The 14,996-nt window shown below is 71.2% G+C and carries 16 protein-coding genes; 9 read left to right on the forward strand and 7 right to left on the reverse strand.

What is annotated here, in order from left to right:
• Positions 1–263 precede the first annotated feature (263 nt).
• A complete protein-coding gene (locus CLT74_RS14355) occupies positions 264–779 on the forward strand; it encodes a LytR C-terminal domain-containing protein (protein WP_199172383.1) in 516 nt (171 codons plus the stop codon).
• A gap of 223 nt (positions 780–1,002) precedes the next feature.
• Here CLT74_RS14355 and CLT74_RS14360 read toward each other — a convergent pair whose 3' ends face one another.
• The gene (locus CLT74_RS14360; RefSeq protein WP_099846998.1) at positions 1,003–1,824 is read right to left on the reverse strand and encodes an inositol monophosphatase family protein; all 822 of its coding nucleotides are present in this window, start codon (positions 1,822–1,824) and stop codon (positions 1,003–1,005) included.
• A gap of 286 nt (positions 1,825–2,110) precedes the next feature.
• On the opposite strand from CLT74_RS14360, the gene CLT74_RS14365 reads away from it, so the two are divergent.
• A complete protein-coding gene (locus tag CLT74_RS14365) occupies positions 2,111–3,712 on the forward strand; it encodes an RNA polymerase sigma factor (RefSeq protein WP_099851991.1) in 1,602 nt (533 codons plus the stop codon).
• A gap of 244 nt (positions 3,713–3,956) precedes the next feature.
• Entirely contained in the window at positions 3,957–4,190 is a 234-nt protein-coding gene (locus CLT74_RS14370; protein WP_099846999.1) for a DUF7455 domain-containing protein, read from the forward strand.
• A 218-nt stretch (positions 4,191–4,408) separates the two neighbouring features.
• Here the strand turns inward: CLT74_RS14370 and CLT74_RS14375 are convergent, their stop codons facing one another.
• The 3 genes from CLT74_RS14375 to CLT74_RS14385 form a co-directional block, all read right to left on the reverse strand.
• Positions 4,409–6,139: a DEAD/DEAH box helicase gene (locus CLT74_RS14375; protein WP_099847000.1), complete on the reverse strand. Its 1,731-nt coding sequence runs from the start codon at positions 6,137–6,139 to the stop codon at positions 4,409–4,411.
• Between the two features lie 192 nt (positions 6,140–6,331).
• Positions 6,332–6,985 carry a trimeric intracellular cation channel family protein gene (locus CLT74_RS14380; RefSeq protein WP_099847001.1) on the reverse strand — a complete coding sequence of 218 codons (654 nt, stop codon included), beginning with the start codon at positions 6,983–6,985 and terminating at the stop codon, positions 6,332–6,334.
• Between the two features lie 40 nt (positions 6,986–7,025).
• The gene (locus CLT74_RS14385; protein WP_099847002.1) at positions 7,026–7,244 is read right to left on the reverse strand and encodes a DUF3039 domain-containing protein; all 219 of its coding nucleotides are present in this window, start codon (positions 7,242–7,244) and stop codon (positions 7,026–7,028) included.
• A gap of 88 nt (positions 7,245–7,332) precedes the next feature.
• On the opposite strand from CLT74_RS14385, the gene CLT74_RS14390 reads away from it, so the two are divergent.
• Positions 7,333–8,268: a pseudouridine-5'-phosphate glycosidase gene (locus tag CLT74_RS14390; protein ID WP_099847003.1), complete on the forward strand. Its 936-nt coding sequence runs from the start codon at positions 7,333–7,335 to the stop codon at positions 8,266–8,268.
• 26 nt (positions 8,269–8,294) lie between these two features.
• Positions 8,295–9,197 carry a PfkB family carbohydrate kinase gene (locus CLT74_RS14395; protein WP_099851993.1) on the forward strand — a complete coding sequence of 301 codons (903 nt, stop codon included), beginning with the start codon at positions 8,295–8,297 and terminating at the stop codon, positions 9,195–9,197.
• Positions 9,198–9,212: 15 nt separating this feature from the next.
• On the opposite strand, the gene CLT74_RS14400 is transcribed toward CLT74_RS14395, so the two are convergent.
• Positions 9,213–9,575: a DUF3099 domain-containing protein gene (locus tag CLT74_RS14400; RefSeq protein ID WP_099851995.1), complete on the reverse strand. Its 363-nt coding sequence runs from the start codon at positions 9,573–9,575 to the stop codon at positions 9,213–9,215.
• A 110-nt stretch (positions 9,576–9,685) separates the two neighbouring features.
• Between CLT74_RS14400 and CLT74_RS14405 the strand changes: the two genes are divergently transcribed.
• Both CLT74_RS14405 and CLT74_RS14410 read left to right on the forward strand, forming a co-directional pair.
• Positions 9,686–9,985, forward strand: coding sequence for a hypothetical protein (locus CLT74_RS14405; RefSeq protein ID WP_099847004.1), 300 nt, complete (start codon positions 9,686–9,688; stop codon positions 9,983–9,985).
• A 2-nt stretch (positions 9,986–9,987) separates the two neighbouring features.
• On the forward strand, positions 9,988–10,299 hold the full coding sequence (locus tag CLT74_RS14410; RefSeq protein WP_099847005.1) for a hypothetical protein: 312 nt from the start codon (positions 9,988–9,990) through the stop codon (positions 10,297–10,299).
• Between the two features lie 69 nt (positions 10,300–10,368).
• On the opposite strand, the gene CLT74_RS14415 is transcribed toward CLT74_RS14410, so the two are convergent.
• Together CLT74_RS14415 and CLT74_RS14420 are read right to left on the reverse strand one after the other, a co-directional pair.
• A complete protein-coding gene (locus tag CLT74_RS14415) occupies positions 10,369–11,595 on the reverse strand; it encodes a low temperature requirement protein A (protein ID WP_099847006.1) in 1,227 nt (408 codons plus the stop codon).
• A gap of 34 nt (positions 11,596–11,629) precedes the next feature.
• Positions 11,630–12,211: an HhH-GPD-type base excision DNA repair protein gene (locus CLT74_RS14420; protein WP_099847007.1), complete on the reverse strand. Its 582-nt coding sequence runs from the start codon at positions 12,209–12,211 to the stop codon at positions 11,630–11,632.
• A gap of 118 nt (positions 12,212–12,329) precedes the next feature.
• Between CLT74_RS14420 and CLT74_RS14425 the strand changes: the two genes are divergently transcribed.
• Together CLT74_RS14425 and CLT74_RS14430 are read left to right on the forward strand one after the other, a co-directional pair.
• Positions 12,330–13,385, forward strand: coding sequence for an iron ABC transporter substrate-binding protein (locus CLT74_RS14425; RefSeq protein ID WP_099847008.1), 1,056 nt, complete (start codon positions 12,330–12,332; stop codon positions 13,383–13,385).
• A gap of 65 nt (positions 13,386–13,450) precedes the next feature.
• The gene (locus tag CLT74_RS14430; protein WP_099847009.1) at positions 13,451–14,992 is read left to right on the forward strand and encodes an ABC transporter permease; all 1,542 of its coding nucleotides are present in this window, start codon (positions 13,451–13,453) and stop codon (positions 14,990–14,992) included.
• Positions 14,993–14,996: the final 4 nt, after the last annotated feature.

Genomic DNA, 14,996 nt, shown 5'->3' on the forward strand with positions numbered 1-14,996 from the left:
CCTTTGGGCGAGGCATGTATACCGCCCTCGTGGCTGAGATGTACGCCCCTGCACGGGAAGTTGTTCCCAATGTGACTCAGGCGACACGAAGATAGGGGTAGTACTACCCCGTTCTCCGATGGCGCGCCGGCATGTCGGACTGTTTCCACGCGACGGTCGGACACCGGTTAACCTCAGCGGCGTACCCGACGGCTGGCGGACGGCCGATCGCCGGCCGTTGCCACCCACCATTGCCCGGGAGTGCCCTGATGAGCTTTGCGCGAGTGCGAGCACTCGTTGTCGTCGGCGTGCTGGCGGTGGTCGCCCTGGTTTTCGTGGTCATGGCCCTGGTCAGGGACACCCAGGGTAGCGCCGGTGCCGGCGAGGGTTGTCCGGACGACTGGCCGCGCGCGGACGTCACCCTGCGGGACCACAAGGATGTCAAGATCAACGTGGTGAACGGCACGGACCGTCCCGGGCTGGCCGCCGATGTCGGGGGCGACTTCCGCAACCGCGACTTCCAGGTGCAGAAGGAAACCTCCCAGAAGAAGAAGATCGACGACGTGGCGGTCCTGCGCTACGGCCCGAAGGGGGTCGGCTCGGCGCACCTGCTGCGGGCGTACTTCCTCGGCGACGCCGAGCTGGAGTACAACGCCAAGCGCGAGGACGACATCGTCGACGTGGTGCTGGGCAGCAGCTTCCAGCAGCTGGCCACCATCACCGAGGTCAACCAGTCGCTGGGCGACCTCGGTGCCCCGGTCGCCCCTCCGGGTTCCTGTCCGCTGCCCGTCGACAACTGACCGTCGGGCCGGTACCGCTCGGCGGTCGGCCCGGGTCGCGCGCATCGCCGTACCGGCCCGGACGCACACCAAGCGGCGCGCCGCCACCCCGGGCCCTGGCGGAACCAGCCAGCTCGCCGGCACCGGGCCCTGACGGGCAGCCCGCACCGGGCCCTGACGGGCACCAGCCGGCGTCCAACGGCACGCGCCCCACACCCGGGACCCTGGCGGGCACCCGGCGGCGTCAGGGGCCGCCGGAGGCGTCCAACGCGGCCAGCCGGTCGTGCAACGCGTCGAAGAGCGCCGGCGGCGCGGCGATGACCATCTCCGGGCCCGGGTCCAGCCCCTTGAGCCCACCGACCCGCACGCCGGCCTCGGTGGCCACCAGTGCCCCGGCGGCCTGGTCCCAGGCGGCCAGGCCCTTCTCGTAGTAGGCGTCGGCCCGCCCCTCGGCGACCAGGCACAGATCGATGGCGGCGGCGCCGAGGCGGCGGATGTCGCGCACCTGCGAGATCAGTTCGGTGAGCACCCGGGCCTGGTGGGCCCGGCGGGCGGAGTCGTAGCCGAAGCCGGTGACCACAAGCGCCTGGCCGAGCTCGGACTCGGTGGAGCAACGCAACCGTCGGCCCTCGCGCCAGGCGCCCCCGCCCACTGTCGCGGTCCACTCCTCGCCGGTGTGGATGTTGCGCACCACACCCGCCACCACCTCGCCGTCCACCTCTGCGGCGATCGACACCGCGCAGTGCGTCAGGCCGTACAGGTAGTTGACGGTGCCGTCGATCGGGTCGACGATCCACCGCACCGGGGGTCGGGGGCCGTCGCCACCCGTCGCCGCGCCGTACTCCTCGCCCAGGACGGCGTCGTCCGGTCGTAGCCGGCGCAGGTCGGTGGTGATCTGGCGCTCCACGGCCCGGTCGGCCGCGGTCACCACGTCGGTGACGGTGCTCTTGGTCGCCGCCACCGAGACACCCTCGGTACGCATCCGGTACGCGGTGGCCGCCGCGTCACGGGCCACCCCGATCGCGATCTCCAGCAGTTGCGGTGGTGGCGGCGCCGAGCGCTCCATCATCAGTCCCTTCCCGCACGGCCAGGTATCCGGCTTTCGCACGGGTATCATCCTTACAAAGTTCAAAAGCGCACCGAATCGGCGGTCTCGACCGCCGATCAGCCGTGCGGCGCAGGATGATCGCCGCAGACGGCGTTACAATTCACCCCTGCCCACGCGCCACGGGCCGCCCGACAGCCGGCCGGCCCGGAACACGGGGGTTCCTCAACCACATCGCCCGGCGCGGTGCCCCACGCTGCGTCGGACAAAACCGGCCGTGCTCGCTCTTCGCCTCCGGAAGGTCTTCGTGACAGAACCCCGCCAGACCGGCGCCGACGTTCGCTCGCTCACCGACACCCTGATCGCCCACGCGCAGAGCGCTGGCGGCCAGCTCACGTCGGCCCAGCTCGCGCGCACCGTCGAGTCCGCCGAGGTGACTCCGGCCCAGGCCAAGAAGATCCTGCGGGCGCTCTCCGAGGCCGGGGTGACCGTCGTGGTCGACGGCTCGGCGAGCACCCGCCGACGGGTCGCCGCCGCCCGGTCCGCCACCCCCGCGTCCCGGGCCACCACCGCCAAGACCACCAAGAAGGCGGCCGCACCCGCCCCGAAGCAGGCGCCCTCGGCCGAGGAGGCACCGGCACCGGCACCGCGCAAGGCAACCTCGCGCAAGGCGGCCGGCACCACCGCCGAGGTGGCCGCCAAGGCCGCCACGCCGGCCAAGAAGTCCACCCGGGCCACCAAGGCCACCGTGGCCGCTGCGGCGGGCGCGGCGAAACCGGCGAAGGCCGCCGAGGGTGAGGCCGCCGAGGGTGAGGTCAACCCCGAGGAACTCGCCGCCGAGATCGAGGACGTGGTGGTCGAGGAGCCGGCGGAGCTGGCCCGGGCCGCCGCCGCCGACGCGGCGAACTCCGCCACCGACAACGACTTCGAGTGGGACGACGAGGAGTCCGAGGCGCTCAAGCAGGCCCGCCGGGACGCCGAGCTGACCGCCTCGGCGGACTCGGTCCGGGCGTACCTCAAGCAGATCGGCAAGGTGCCGCTGCTCAACGCCGAGCAGGAGGTGGAGCTGGCCAAGCGGATCGAGGCCGGGCTCTACGCCGCGGAGCGTCTGCGGGCCGCCGACGAGGGTGAGGAGAAGCTCGTCCGGGACATGCAGCGCGACCTGCTGTGGATCTCCCGGGACGGCGAGCGGGCCAAGAACCACCTGCTGGAGGCGAACCTCCGTCTGGTCGTTTCGCTGGCCAAACGGTACACCGGCCGTGGCATGGCCTTCCTCGACCTCATCCAGGAAGGCAACCTCGGCCTCATCCGCGCCGTCGAGAAGTTCGACTACACCAAGGGCTACAAGTTCTCCACCTACGCCACCTGGTGGATCCGCCAGGCCATCACCCGCGCCATGGCCGACCAGGCCCGCACCATCCGCATCCCGGTCCACATGGTCGAAGTGATCAACAAGCTGGGCCGGATTCAGCGCGAGCTGCTCCAGGATCTGGGCCGTGAGCCCACGCCGGAGGAACTGGCCAAGGAGATGGACATCACACCGGAGAAGGTGCTGGAGATCCAGCAGTACGCCCGGGAGCCCATCTCGCTCGACCAGACCATCGGTGACGAGGGTGACAGTCAGCTCGGCGACTTCATCGAGGACTCGGAGGCGGTGGTCGCCGTCGACGCGGTCTCCTTCTCCCTGCTCCAGGACCAGCTCCAGCAGGTGCTGCAGACGTTGTCCGAGCGTGAGGCGGGTGTGGTACGCCTGCGGTTCGGGCTCACCGACGGCCAGCCGCGTACCCTGGACGAGATCGGTCAGGTCTACGGCGTGACCCGCGAGCGGATCCGGCAGATCGAGTCCAAGACGATGTCCAAGCTCCGGCATCCGTCCCGTTCGCAGGTGCTCCGCGACTACCTCGACTGATCAGCATTCGTCAACTGATCGTGCCCGTTTGACCACCTGGCGTACAACGCCGGATGGTGATCAGGTGGTTGCACGAATGTGATCGTTGACGTGGCACCCTTGGTGCACGGCACACTATCCGTGCCATGTGTGACCTCGGTCCCCCGCGGGCACACAGGGAAGGCGAGGCCCCGCAAGGGTGTTGCACGATAGGTGACCAAGACCGAAGAGAGTGTTCATCGGTGACGACCAGAGGAGGAAGGCGATGACCCCGACCCTCACGCCGCCGCCCGAGACGGTGAGCCCCCCGGCCGCCGATGAACGGTGCGACCGCTGCAATGCCGCCGGCAAGCTCCGGATCACCCTGTCGGGTGGCAGTGAGCTGGTGTTCTGTGGGCACCACGCCAACAAGTACGCCGAGGATCTCGTCAAGATCACGGTTCGGTACGCGACGGACCCGGAGTTCACCTGGCGCGGCGCTGACCTGATGGCCAACTGAGGGCCAGCAAACCCGACATAAAGCCGGCCGGAGACATCCCAAGGATGTCTCCGGCCGGCTTTCCACACCCCCACCCTCCTCCCACCCCCACCCCCTCCCCATGTGCGTCGATCATGAAGTTATTGCTCCGGGAAAGCGCTTGCCCACGCAATAACTTCATGATCGACGCGCCGGTGGGGTGGGGGTGGGGTGGGAGGAGGGGTGGGGGTGGGGGTGGGTTAGAGGGTTTGGACTGTGGCTATGCGTTCTTCTAGTTGCTCGATGGTGGCCTGGGCGCTGGGGGGGCCGCCGCAGCGGCGGCGCAGCTCGGCGTGGATCTTGCCGTGGGGCTGGCCGGTACGGTGGTGCTGGGCCGCGACCAGGGCGTTGAGCTGGCGACGCAGCGCCACCCGGCGCTGGGCGGCGCTCATCGGTGCCGCCGGAGCGGAGACGGGGGCTGCGGATTCCGTCCGCCGCTCGGTCGCCCGACGCCGCTGGGCGGCGAGCTGATCGGCCTGCCGCTTGGCGAGCAACGATGCCACCTGTTCCGAGGTGAGCAGCCCCGGCAGGCCCAGGTACTCCTCCTCCTCGGGGGTGCCGGCCTGGGCCGCCGTACCGAACGAGGCGCCGTCGAAGATCACCTGGTCCAGTTCGGCGGTGGCGGACAGCGCGGCGAAGCGCTTCTCCAGCTCCCCGCTGGCCTGCTCATCGCGTTGTGCCCGGTCCAGCAGGTCGTCTTCGAAGCCCTCCCGGTCCTTGGGCTTGCCGAGCACATGGTCCCGCTCGACCTCCATCTCGCTGGCCAGTCCGAGCAGGTGCGGCACGCTGGGCAGGAAGACCGACGCGGTCTCCCCCGGGCGTCGGGCCCGGACGAAACGCCCGATCGCCTGCGCGAAGTACAGCGGGGTGCTGGCACTTGTCGCGTACACGCCGACGGCCAGCCGGGGGATGTCGACGCCTTCGGACACCATCCGCACCGCGACCAGCCACCGCTGCTCGGACGCCGCGAACGTCGCGATCCGGGCCGAGGCGCCCACGTCGTCGGAGAGCACGACGGCGGCCCGCTCCCCCGTCACCTGCTCGATGAGCTTGGCGTACGAGCGGGCGGCCTGCTGGTCGCTGGCGATGACCAGGCCGCCCGCGTCCGGCATGCCCGCCTCCCGCAGCACTGTCAGTCGGGCGTCGGCGGCCCGCAGCACCTGCGGCATCCAGTCGCCGGCCGGATCCAGTGCGGTACGCCACGCCTGGGCGACGAGATCCTGTGTCATCGGCTCACCCAGCCGGGCCGCCAGTTCCTCTCCGGCGTTTGTCCGCCACCGGGTCTCCCCCGAGTACGCCAGGAAGAGCACCGGCCGCACCACGCCGTCGCGCAGCGCGTCGCTGTAGCCGTACACCGAGTCGGCCCGGGAGCGCAGCAGGCCGTCGCCGCCCCGCTCGTAGCTGACGAACGGGATGGGGTTGTCGTCGGACCGGAAGGGGGTTCCGGTCAGCATCAGCCGGCGTACCGCGGGCTCGAAGGCCGCCTTCACCCCGTCACCCCAGGTACGCGAGTCACCGGCATGGTGGATCTCGTCGAGGATGACCAGGGTCCGCCGGGTCATGGTGCGCCGCCGGTGCACCTGCGGCGCCATTCCGACCTGCGCGTAGGTGACCACCGCACCGTGGAAGTCCGCCGAGGAGTGCAGGTCGGCGTTGCGGAACGCGGCGTCGAGCTGAATGCCCACCCGGGCGGCGGCGTCCGCCCACTGGGTTTTCAGGTGCTCGGTCGGCGCGACCACGGTGACCGCCTCGACGCTGCCGTCGGCGAGCAGTTCGGCGGCGATCCGCAGGGCGAACGTGGTCTTTCCGGCCCCCGGGGTGGCGACCGCAGTGAAATCCTCGCCGCGACGGCGCAGGTACTCCACCAGAGCCTTGCGCTGCCAGGCACGCAGGGGCGGAAACGTCTCGAGCGCCGGCGTCCGGACTGCCACGCGTTCGCTCCTCTCCGGCCGCACGGGGATGTCCCGGCCGCAGGCCGGCGGACCCGGGCCGAGGGGCACGGCGTCACCCCACGAAAATGCCTCCGCGCAGCCGAGCCGCGAAGGCCGACTCAGCATAACCAGGACGCGCTGTGCTGCCCACGCGACGCCACACCAGTCCCAGTGCGGTTGGCCACTGGCGGCTCACTCCGGCGGCGGCCCCGACAGGTCGGTGCGCGGCGGCCGCACCGTCGCCACCGGCGCCGACCAGCGCCGCCGCAGGGCCACCAGGCGTATGCCGAAGACCAGCATGGCGGCGGCGGTGAGCGGGACCGGCCCGGTGTGGCCGAGGCCGTTCAGCAGCACCACCACCATCGAACCGACGAGCGACGCGACGGCGTAGATCTCCCGCCGCAGCACCACCGGAATCTCACCGGTGAGCAGGTCGCGGACGAGTCCGCCGCCGATCGCGGTGATCATGCCGATCAGGCAGGCACCGACCGCCGGAACCTGGGCGTCGAGGGCCTTGAGGGTGCCCACGACGGTGAACAGGCCGAGCCCGGCCGCGTCCAGCACCAGGACGGTGGTGCGCAGCCGGGCGAACTGCGGATGCAGCCAGAAGATCGCCGCAGCGGTCACGGCGGCGGTGCCCGCGTAGCGCCAGTCGGCGAAGGCCAGCGGCGGCACCTCGTCGATGACCAGGTCCCGGACGATTCCGCCGCCGAGGGAGGCGACGAAGCCCACGAAGACCACGCCGAAGAGGTCGAGCCGTTTGGCCACCGCCGCGGAGGCGCCCGAGGCGGCGAAGACCGCGACTCCGGCCAGGTCAGCCAGGAGCAGGGCGGTGGAGGTGGTCACCGCCGCAGGTTACGCCGGCCACAAACGCGGGCCGAAGGCTTCACTCGCGGTACGAGTCGTAGATCTCCTTGCACTTCGGGCAGACCGGCGAACCCGGTTTGGGCGTCTTCGTCACCGGAAACTTCTCCCCGCACAGCGCCACGACGAAGGTGCCCATGACGGCACTTTCGGCGATCTTTTCCTTCCGGACGTAGTGGAACATCTCCGGACCGGTGTCGGCGTCCTTGAGCTCGGGACGTTCGAGGACCTGTGTATTCACGTCTGCACCTCCAACCGACAAGTCTGGCAGGTCACCCTCACCCGGTCCACCTGAGGTGACAGGTGTGGCGGGCGTACGGTGAGCGATTGTGACCGACTTTCATCTTCGCTACGGCACCGAGGTGGCCCGGGCACTGCGCGAGCAGGGTCCCGTGGTCGCTCTGGAGAGCACGATCGTCTCGCACGGCCTGCCGCGGCCGGACAATCTTCGGGTGGCCCGGCAGATCGAACAGGCCGTCCGGGACGCCGGCGCGACCCCGGCCACCATCGGCATGGTCGCCGGTGAACTCGTGGTGGGGCTCGACGACGCCGAGCTGACCCGGCTGGCCACCGCCGACGGCGTGACCAAGCTCTCCGTACGCGATCTCGCGGTAGCCGCCGCGACCGGCGTGGACGGCGCGACCACCGTGGCCGCGACAAGCGCCGTGGCGGCCACGGCGGGCATCGGGGTGTTCGCCACCGGCGGGCTGGGCGGGGTGCACCGCGAGGCGGCGCACACCTTCGACGAGTCGGCGGACCTGGTCACCCTGGCGCGTACTCCGATCGCTGTGGTCTGTGCCGGGGTGAAGTCGATCCTCGACGTGGGCGCCACCCTGGAGCGGCTGGAGACCCTCGGGGTGGCCGTGGTCGGCTATCGGACCCGCCGGTTTCCGGGCTTCTTCATCACCGACGGCGGATTCGACCTGGACTGGTCGGTCGACTCCCCCGAGCAGGTCGCCGACGTGCTGGCCGCCCGCGAGCAGCACGGCGCACACCATGGCGGGCTGATCGTCGCCAACCCGCTGCCCACCGACGAGCAGCTCGACCCGGAGCTGCACGACAGCACCCTCGCCGATGGTCTCGCCCGGCTGGAGCGCGACGGGGTGAGCGGCAAGGCCGTCACGCCGTATCTGCTGGCCCACTTCCACTCCGCGACCGAGGGCGCCAGCCTGGCGGTAAACGTCCGGATCATCCTGCGCAACGCCGACCTGGCCGCCCGGATCGCGGTCGCCGCCGCCCAGCGCCGGACCGCCGCGTCGGTGTGAACGGGCACGGCGGCGGGTCGGGCGGGGTGGGTCGAGGCGACACCGGCCGCGTCCTGGTCGTCGGTGACGTGGTCACCGACGTGGTGGCGGTGCTCTCCGCCCCGTTGGCGCCCGGCTCCGACACCCCGGCGGCGATCAGGTCCACCGGGGGCGGGCAGGCGGCCAACACCGCCTCCTGGCTGGCCGCCCAGGGCGTACCGGTGACCCTGGTGGGCGCGGTCGGCGAGGACGGCGCCGGGCGTGACCGGGTGGCCGAGTTGACGGCTGCCGGGGTCGACTGCGCGGTCGAGCGGGTCGCCGGGTCCGCCACCGGCACGGTGATCGTGCTGACGGTCGGCGACGAACGCACGATGGTCACCGAACGCGGAGCGAACGTACGGCTGGCTCCCGAGCACGTGGACGCGGCGCTGGACGGCACGCCTGACGCGAGGCACCTGCACCTGTCCGGGTACACCCTGCTGGACGCGGACTCCCGACCGGCCGGCCTGCGGGCGTTGGCCGGCGCTCGCCAGCGCGGCCTCACCACGAGCGTCGACGCGGCTTCGGCGGCACCGCTGCGGGCGGTCGGTCCGGCAGCCTTCCTGGACTGGGTACGGGAGGTCGACCTGCTGCTGGTCAACGTCGACGAGGCCACGGTGCTGGCCGGTGGGCTCGAACCGGCGGCACAGGGCAGGGCACTCACCGCCGCCGCCCGCCGCGTGGTGGTCAAGCGCGGCGCTGCCGGCGCGGTCTGGGTCGACCGGGACACCACGATCGTCACCTCGCCAGCGCATCGGGTGGCGGTACGGGACGTGACCGGGGCGGGTGACGCCTTCGCAGCGGGGTTGCTGGGTGCCTGGCTGGCCGGGGCGACACCCGACGCGGCCCTGGCCCGGGCCGCCGATCTCGGTGCCGCGGCAGTGGCGCAGGTCGGTGCCCGACCGGCCTGAGCCGCACCGGACGGATCAGGGCTCGGCGTCGATGATCTTGTGTGGCCGCTCCTCGGCGGCGAGGCTCATCGGGGGCGGCGCCGCCTCGGTGGCCGAGCGCGACGAGAAGCGGTTGGCGAGGCGGTGCTGCTCCTTGGGCGGCCGGTCGTTGGCCAGCAGTACCGCGAGCCACGGGATGAGCACCATGCCCAGCGCGACGAGCGGCAGCCAGAGCCAGAGCAGGGGTGCCCCCACGCCGACCAGGACCGCACCGACGATCACGCAGGCGACGCGGACGCCCATCATCACCACGTAACGCCGCTGCCGGCTGGTCAGTTGATCGTCCTGGCTGCGTGCGGCGTCGGTGATGAGGATCGGCTGGTACGCCTGGTGCTTCACCGTGGTACCTCCTCCGGAGGGGTCGCCCTCCATCCTGTCACTCTGGCCGGGCGAGCGACGAGGATCGTCACCGCCGACATTCGTGTTACGCCCGTGGTACGCTCCCCCGCGTGGGCAGCAGGTTCAGCTTCACCGACGAGGCGCTGGCCAATCTGCGGGTCTACGACGTCACGCCGAGGGAAGTCTGGGAGGCGCTGCACAGCGGCCGGCGGGTGATCCGCCATCTCGGCGACGACGTGATGGTGGTCTACGCCACCACCACCCACGGACGCCGGGTGGCCGTGCTGCTCGCCGAGGCCGACGGGGCCGACAACGACTGGGACGTCCTCTCCGCCCGCGAGCTGAGCGACGTCGAGACCAAACGCTACGACGAGGCCGTGCGGAGATCTCCGGAGACGAGGAGGCGGTGACGATGGACCGTCACGACGCGACCAAGCAGTTCCACAGCGGCGGCGACCGGATCGCCGAGCTGATCGACGAGAGCCAGGCGGTGGAGTTGCCCACCCCCGACACCGAGACTCCGATGGTCAGCCGGTCGGTCCGGCTGCCGCTGGAGACGTACGAACGGGTCCGGGCCGCCGCCGACGCCCGGGGCATCGGCGTGACGACGCTGATGCGGCAGTGGATCGAGGCTGGCCTGGCCGACCTGGACGACTCGGCGACCGTCTCGCTTGCCGACGTCCGGCGGGCCATCGCCTCTCTGGCCCATCCCAGCGCCGCCTGACGGGATCGCCGACCGCGCCCGGCGACCCGCGATCGGGCCGCCCCTCGCGGCGGGCGTGAGGCGCGCGGGTCAGGTCGGGAAGCGGCCCTGACCGGGTTCCGCGCGGCCCAACGGAGATGCCGACGGTTCCATGGGCTGGTGACGGGCATGCAACCCGTCCACGACGGCCATCACGGCCAACGCACCGGCGACGACTGACAGCGCGAGCATCGGCGTTCCGAGCAGGAGCAGCGGAGCGGACCCGACCAGCGCCAGCACCGTCAGCACCCGTCGGCGGGAGACCCGGGCGAAGATCTCGTACTCGAAACGGGCCCGCCCCAGCAGGAACAGGGTCGGCCCTCCGACGATGAAGATCAGCCACGCCGGCTCGACCCGGTCGAACGGCTTCACGACGACCAACTCGTAACCCACCCCGGTGAGCAGCACGCCGAGCACCATGACCAGGTGCGTGGTGGAGGCGGACGCGCCGAGCCGACCGGGCGAGCTGGCCATCCGCAGCGCCTCGACGAGCAGGTGACCGGCCCGGTGGAAGTAGATCCGCCAGAGCAGCGCGGTGGTGAGGAAGGAGACCGTGAAGGCCGCCGCCGCCAGCCAGCCGAATCCCTCGCCGCTGTAGGTGATCCCGATGACCAGGATCGTCTCGCCCAGCGCAATGAGAAAGATCTGCTGGTATCGCTCCGCCATGTGCTCGCCGGCGATCCGCCAGGCCGAGACCGGCGCCCGTCCCAGCCCGGGCACCGGCCACCCCAGCAGGTATCCGGCCAGGTCGATGGTGATGGCCAGCGCCCACAGCCCGAGCCGCAGGCCGGCGGGCCCGAGCGCACCGGCCAGCCAGAGCACCCCCGACACCGCCGCCCAGGCGGCCAGCCGCCACGGCACGGTACGGCGCGGATGTCGACCCAGCACGGCGGCGATCAGCAGCGGGCGGCCGATCACCGTCACCAGGTAGGCCATGACGAACGCCAGCGCCCGCTCCTCGAACGCCCGGGGCAGGGTGACGGCCATCACCAGGCTGCCGAACATGGTCGCGACCACGACGAACTGGATCGTCAGGGCGTCCGGGTCGTACCGGCTGGTGACCCAGGTGATCAACGTCCAGACGTGCCACAGGGCGAGGAACAGGATCAGGGTCTCCAGGAAGCCCAGCACGGTCAGCCCGTGCTCGATTTCGTCGATGAAGCGCACCGACACCCGGGTCAGCGCGAAGACGAAGGCCAGGTCGAGGAAGAGTTCCAGGAAGGTCGCCCGTGACGATCCGGTCTCGCCACGCAGCAGCGCCCCGCCCCGCTGCCCCATCGACCGCCCCCTGCCATCGTCGGAGGCGGCCCGGTCAGCCTCGGCCCGCGCTCGCCTTCGCCGCCGCCTTCATCTGCTGTTTGTACTCCCGTACCAGGCGCAGTGACTCGGCATCGGTGACATCGGCGACAGACCGGTGGGCATCCGGATCGCCGTAGGCGCCGGCCGCCTCCTGCCAACCCGGCGGTCGTACCCCGAACCGCTTGCCGAGCAGCGCCAGGAAGATCTGCCCCTTCTGCCGACCGAACCCGGGCAGGGCGGTGATCCGCCCGAGCAGTTCGCGACCGTCGGCGGGGTCCGCCCAGAGCCGGGCGGCATCGCCGTCGTAGCGCTCGACAAGCATTCGGCACACCTCCTGCACCCGGGCCGCCATCGCCTTGGGGAACCGGTGCAGCGCGGGTGGTTGGGCGAAGACCGCCACCAGGGCCTCCGGATCGAACCCGGCCAACTCCCGGGCGTCCAGGCCGTGTCCGAGCCGCTGGGCCAGCACGTACGGCGAGGAGAAGGCCTTCTCCATCGAGACCTGCTGGTCGAGCACCATGCCGATCAGCAGGGCCAGCGGATCACGGGTCAGCAGCCGGTTCGCCTCCGGGTCAATGGGCAGTGCGAGCGTCATCCCCACATCCTGCCTGTCCGTCGAGGGTTGACAGTGATCCGCCACCCACTCGATGTCCAAGTGAGGTTAGGCTGTGCTAACTTCCCTCCGGTCGTGCAGACCGGAAGAGGGGTTCACCGTGCCAAGCAACCGCCGCGCCACCAGCGCGCTATTCACCGCCAGCCTGCTCGTTCTCGGCCTGGCCGCCTGTGGATCCGGCGGGGAAGACGAAGCCGGTTCCGGCGATCAGGGCGACAAGCAGATCACCGTCTACAGCGGGCGCAGTGAGCAGTTGGTCAAGCCGTTGCTGGAGAAGTTCACCGCGCAGACCGGCATCGCCGTGCAGCCCCGGTACGCCAGCACCGCGCAGCTCGCCGCCCAGTTGGTCGAGGAGGGCGACAAGTCTCCGGCCGACGTGTTCTTTGCTCAGGACGCCGGCGCCCTCGGCACCGTCGCCAAGCGCGGCATGTTCAGCACGCTGCCCGAGGCGACCACGTCGCAGGTGCCGCAGAACTACCGGGCCGGCACTGGCCAATGGGTCGGCGTGAGCGCGCGGGCGCGGGTCCTGATCTACAACCCAGACCTGGTCCCGGCCGACCAGTTGCCGAAGTCCGTCTTCGACCTGGTCGATCCGGCCTGGAAGGGAAAGGTCGCCCTGGCTCCGACGAACGCCTCTTTCCAGGCGTTCGTCACCGCGATCCGGGTGCAGCACGGTGACGCCCGGGCCGAGGAGTTCCTGGCCGGGCTCCAGGCCAACGACCCGCAGATCCGCGACGGCAACGGCAAGATCGTCGAGGACGTGAACAGCGGCACCGTCGCCGTCGGCCTGGTCAACCACTACTACCTCGGGGAAATCGCCAAGGAACAGGGCACCACTCCGGAAGCGCTCAAGGCCAAGCTGCACTTCTTCCCCGGCGGCGACACCGGCGCGCTTGTCAACGTGGCCGGCGTCGGTGTGCTCAATCGCGCCGCCACCGACCCGGACGTGCAGCGGTTCGTGGACTTCCTGCTCGGGCAGGAGTCGCAGACCTACTTCGCCGAGCAGACGTTCGAATACCCGGTGATCGGCGGTGTGCCGGGGCCGGCGTACGTGCCGCCGCTGGCCGACCTGTCAGTGCCCGAGGTCGACCTGAACGACCTGGACACGCTGGACGCCACCGTGACCATGATCAAGAACTCGGGGCTGGTCCCCTGACCGCTCCGCCGACCACCGCAGGGCCGCCCGTCACCGGGACGGCCCTGCCGGTCGTCTCCGGCCGGCTGCGGAGACTGGCCCCCCGCCCGACGCTGCTGGCCGCCTCCACCGCTGCGGTGGCCGTCGCCCTGATCCCGCTTGTCTATCTCGCGGTACGCACCGCGGAGGCCGGTGCGGACCGGATCGCCGCCGAACTCTGGACCGAGCGGGTCGGTCTACTCGCCCTGCGCAGCCTCGGCCTGGCCGGCGTGGTCACCGTCGCCTGCGTCCTGCTCGGGGTCGGCACCGCCTTCCTGGTCACTCGCACCGACCTGCCCGCACGGCGACTCTTCGCCGTGCTGGCAGCGCTGCCGCTGGCGGTCCCCACCTACATCGCCGCCTTCGCCTGGGTTTCGACAGCGCCCCGGCTGGAGGGTTTCTGGCCGGCGGCCATGGTGCTCACGCTCTGCTCCTACCCGTACGTGCTGCTGCCGGTGGCAGCCGCGCTGCGCGGTGCGGACCCGGCCCAGGAGGAGGTCTCCCGGTCGCTGGGGCGCAGTGGCTGGCGTACCTTCACCGCCGTGACATTGCGGCAGGTCCGGCCGGCCACCGCCGCCGGGGCGTTGCTTGTCGCGCTCTACGTGCTCTCCGACTTCGGCGCGGTCTCGATCCTGCGTGCGGACACCTTCACCCGGGCCATCTTCGTCTCCTTCGATCTGGGCTTCGACCGCACCGGAGCGCTCGTGCTCTCCGGCGTGCTTGTCGTGCTGACGGTGCTCCTGCTGGGCGGCGAGACCACCACCCGCCGTCGCGGCGCCCGGTACGCGCGGCTTTCCGGCGCGCGCCGTCCAGCGTCCCGGCTGTCGCTCGGTCCGGCTCGCTGGCCGGCCATGGCAGCCCTGGTAGTTGTCGCCGTACTGGCGCTCGGTGTGCCGGCGGCCAGCCTGGGGCGGCGACTCGCCGCCGGCACGTCCCGTCCGGGGGCGCTGCCCGAGGTGCTCACCGCCGCCGGGAACTCCCTGACCGTGTCGCTGGCCGGTGCTGCGTTGACCATGCTGCTGGCGCTGCCCCTCGGCCTGCTCGCGGCTCGTGCGCCGGGCCCACTGACGACCGCGCTGGACCGGTTGGCGTACCTCGGTCACGCGCTGCCCGGTGTGGTCATCGGGCTCTCTCTGATCTTCTTCGGCATCAACGTGGCGTACCCGCTCTATCAGACGCGGTGGTTGCTGGCCCTGGCCTACGCCACGCTGTTCCTGCCACTTGCGGTCGGAGCGGTGGCCAGCGCAGCCGCACAGTCCCCCGCCCGGCTGGAGGAGGTGGCACGCTCCCTCGGTCGCGGGCCGTGGACGGTCCTGCGGACGGTGACCCTGCCGCTGATTCTGCCGGGCATCGGCGCCGGTGCGGCGCTTGTGTTTCTCACCGGCATGAAAGAGCTTCCTGCCACCCTGCTGCTGCGTCCCACCGGGACGGACACCCTGGCGACCGAGTTGTGGACCAGCACCTCCGTCGGCGCGTACGCCGCAGCGGCACCCTATGCCGTGTTGCTTGTGGTGATCTCGGCCCTGCCCACCTGGCTGCTGGTCGCCCGCAGCGGTCTGCTCGACAAGGAGAAGTGGGTGCACCAATGAGCGA

The organism is Verrucosispora sp. CNZ293, assembly GCF_002754655.1.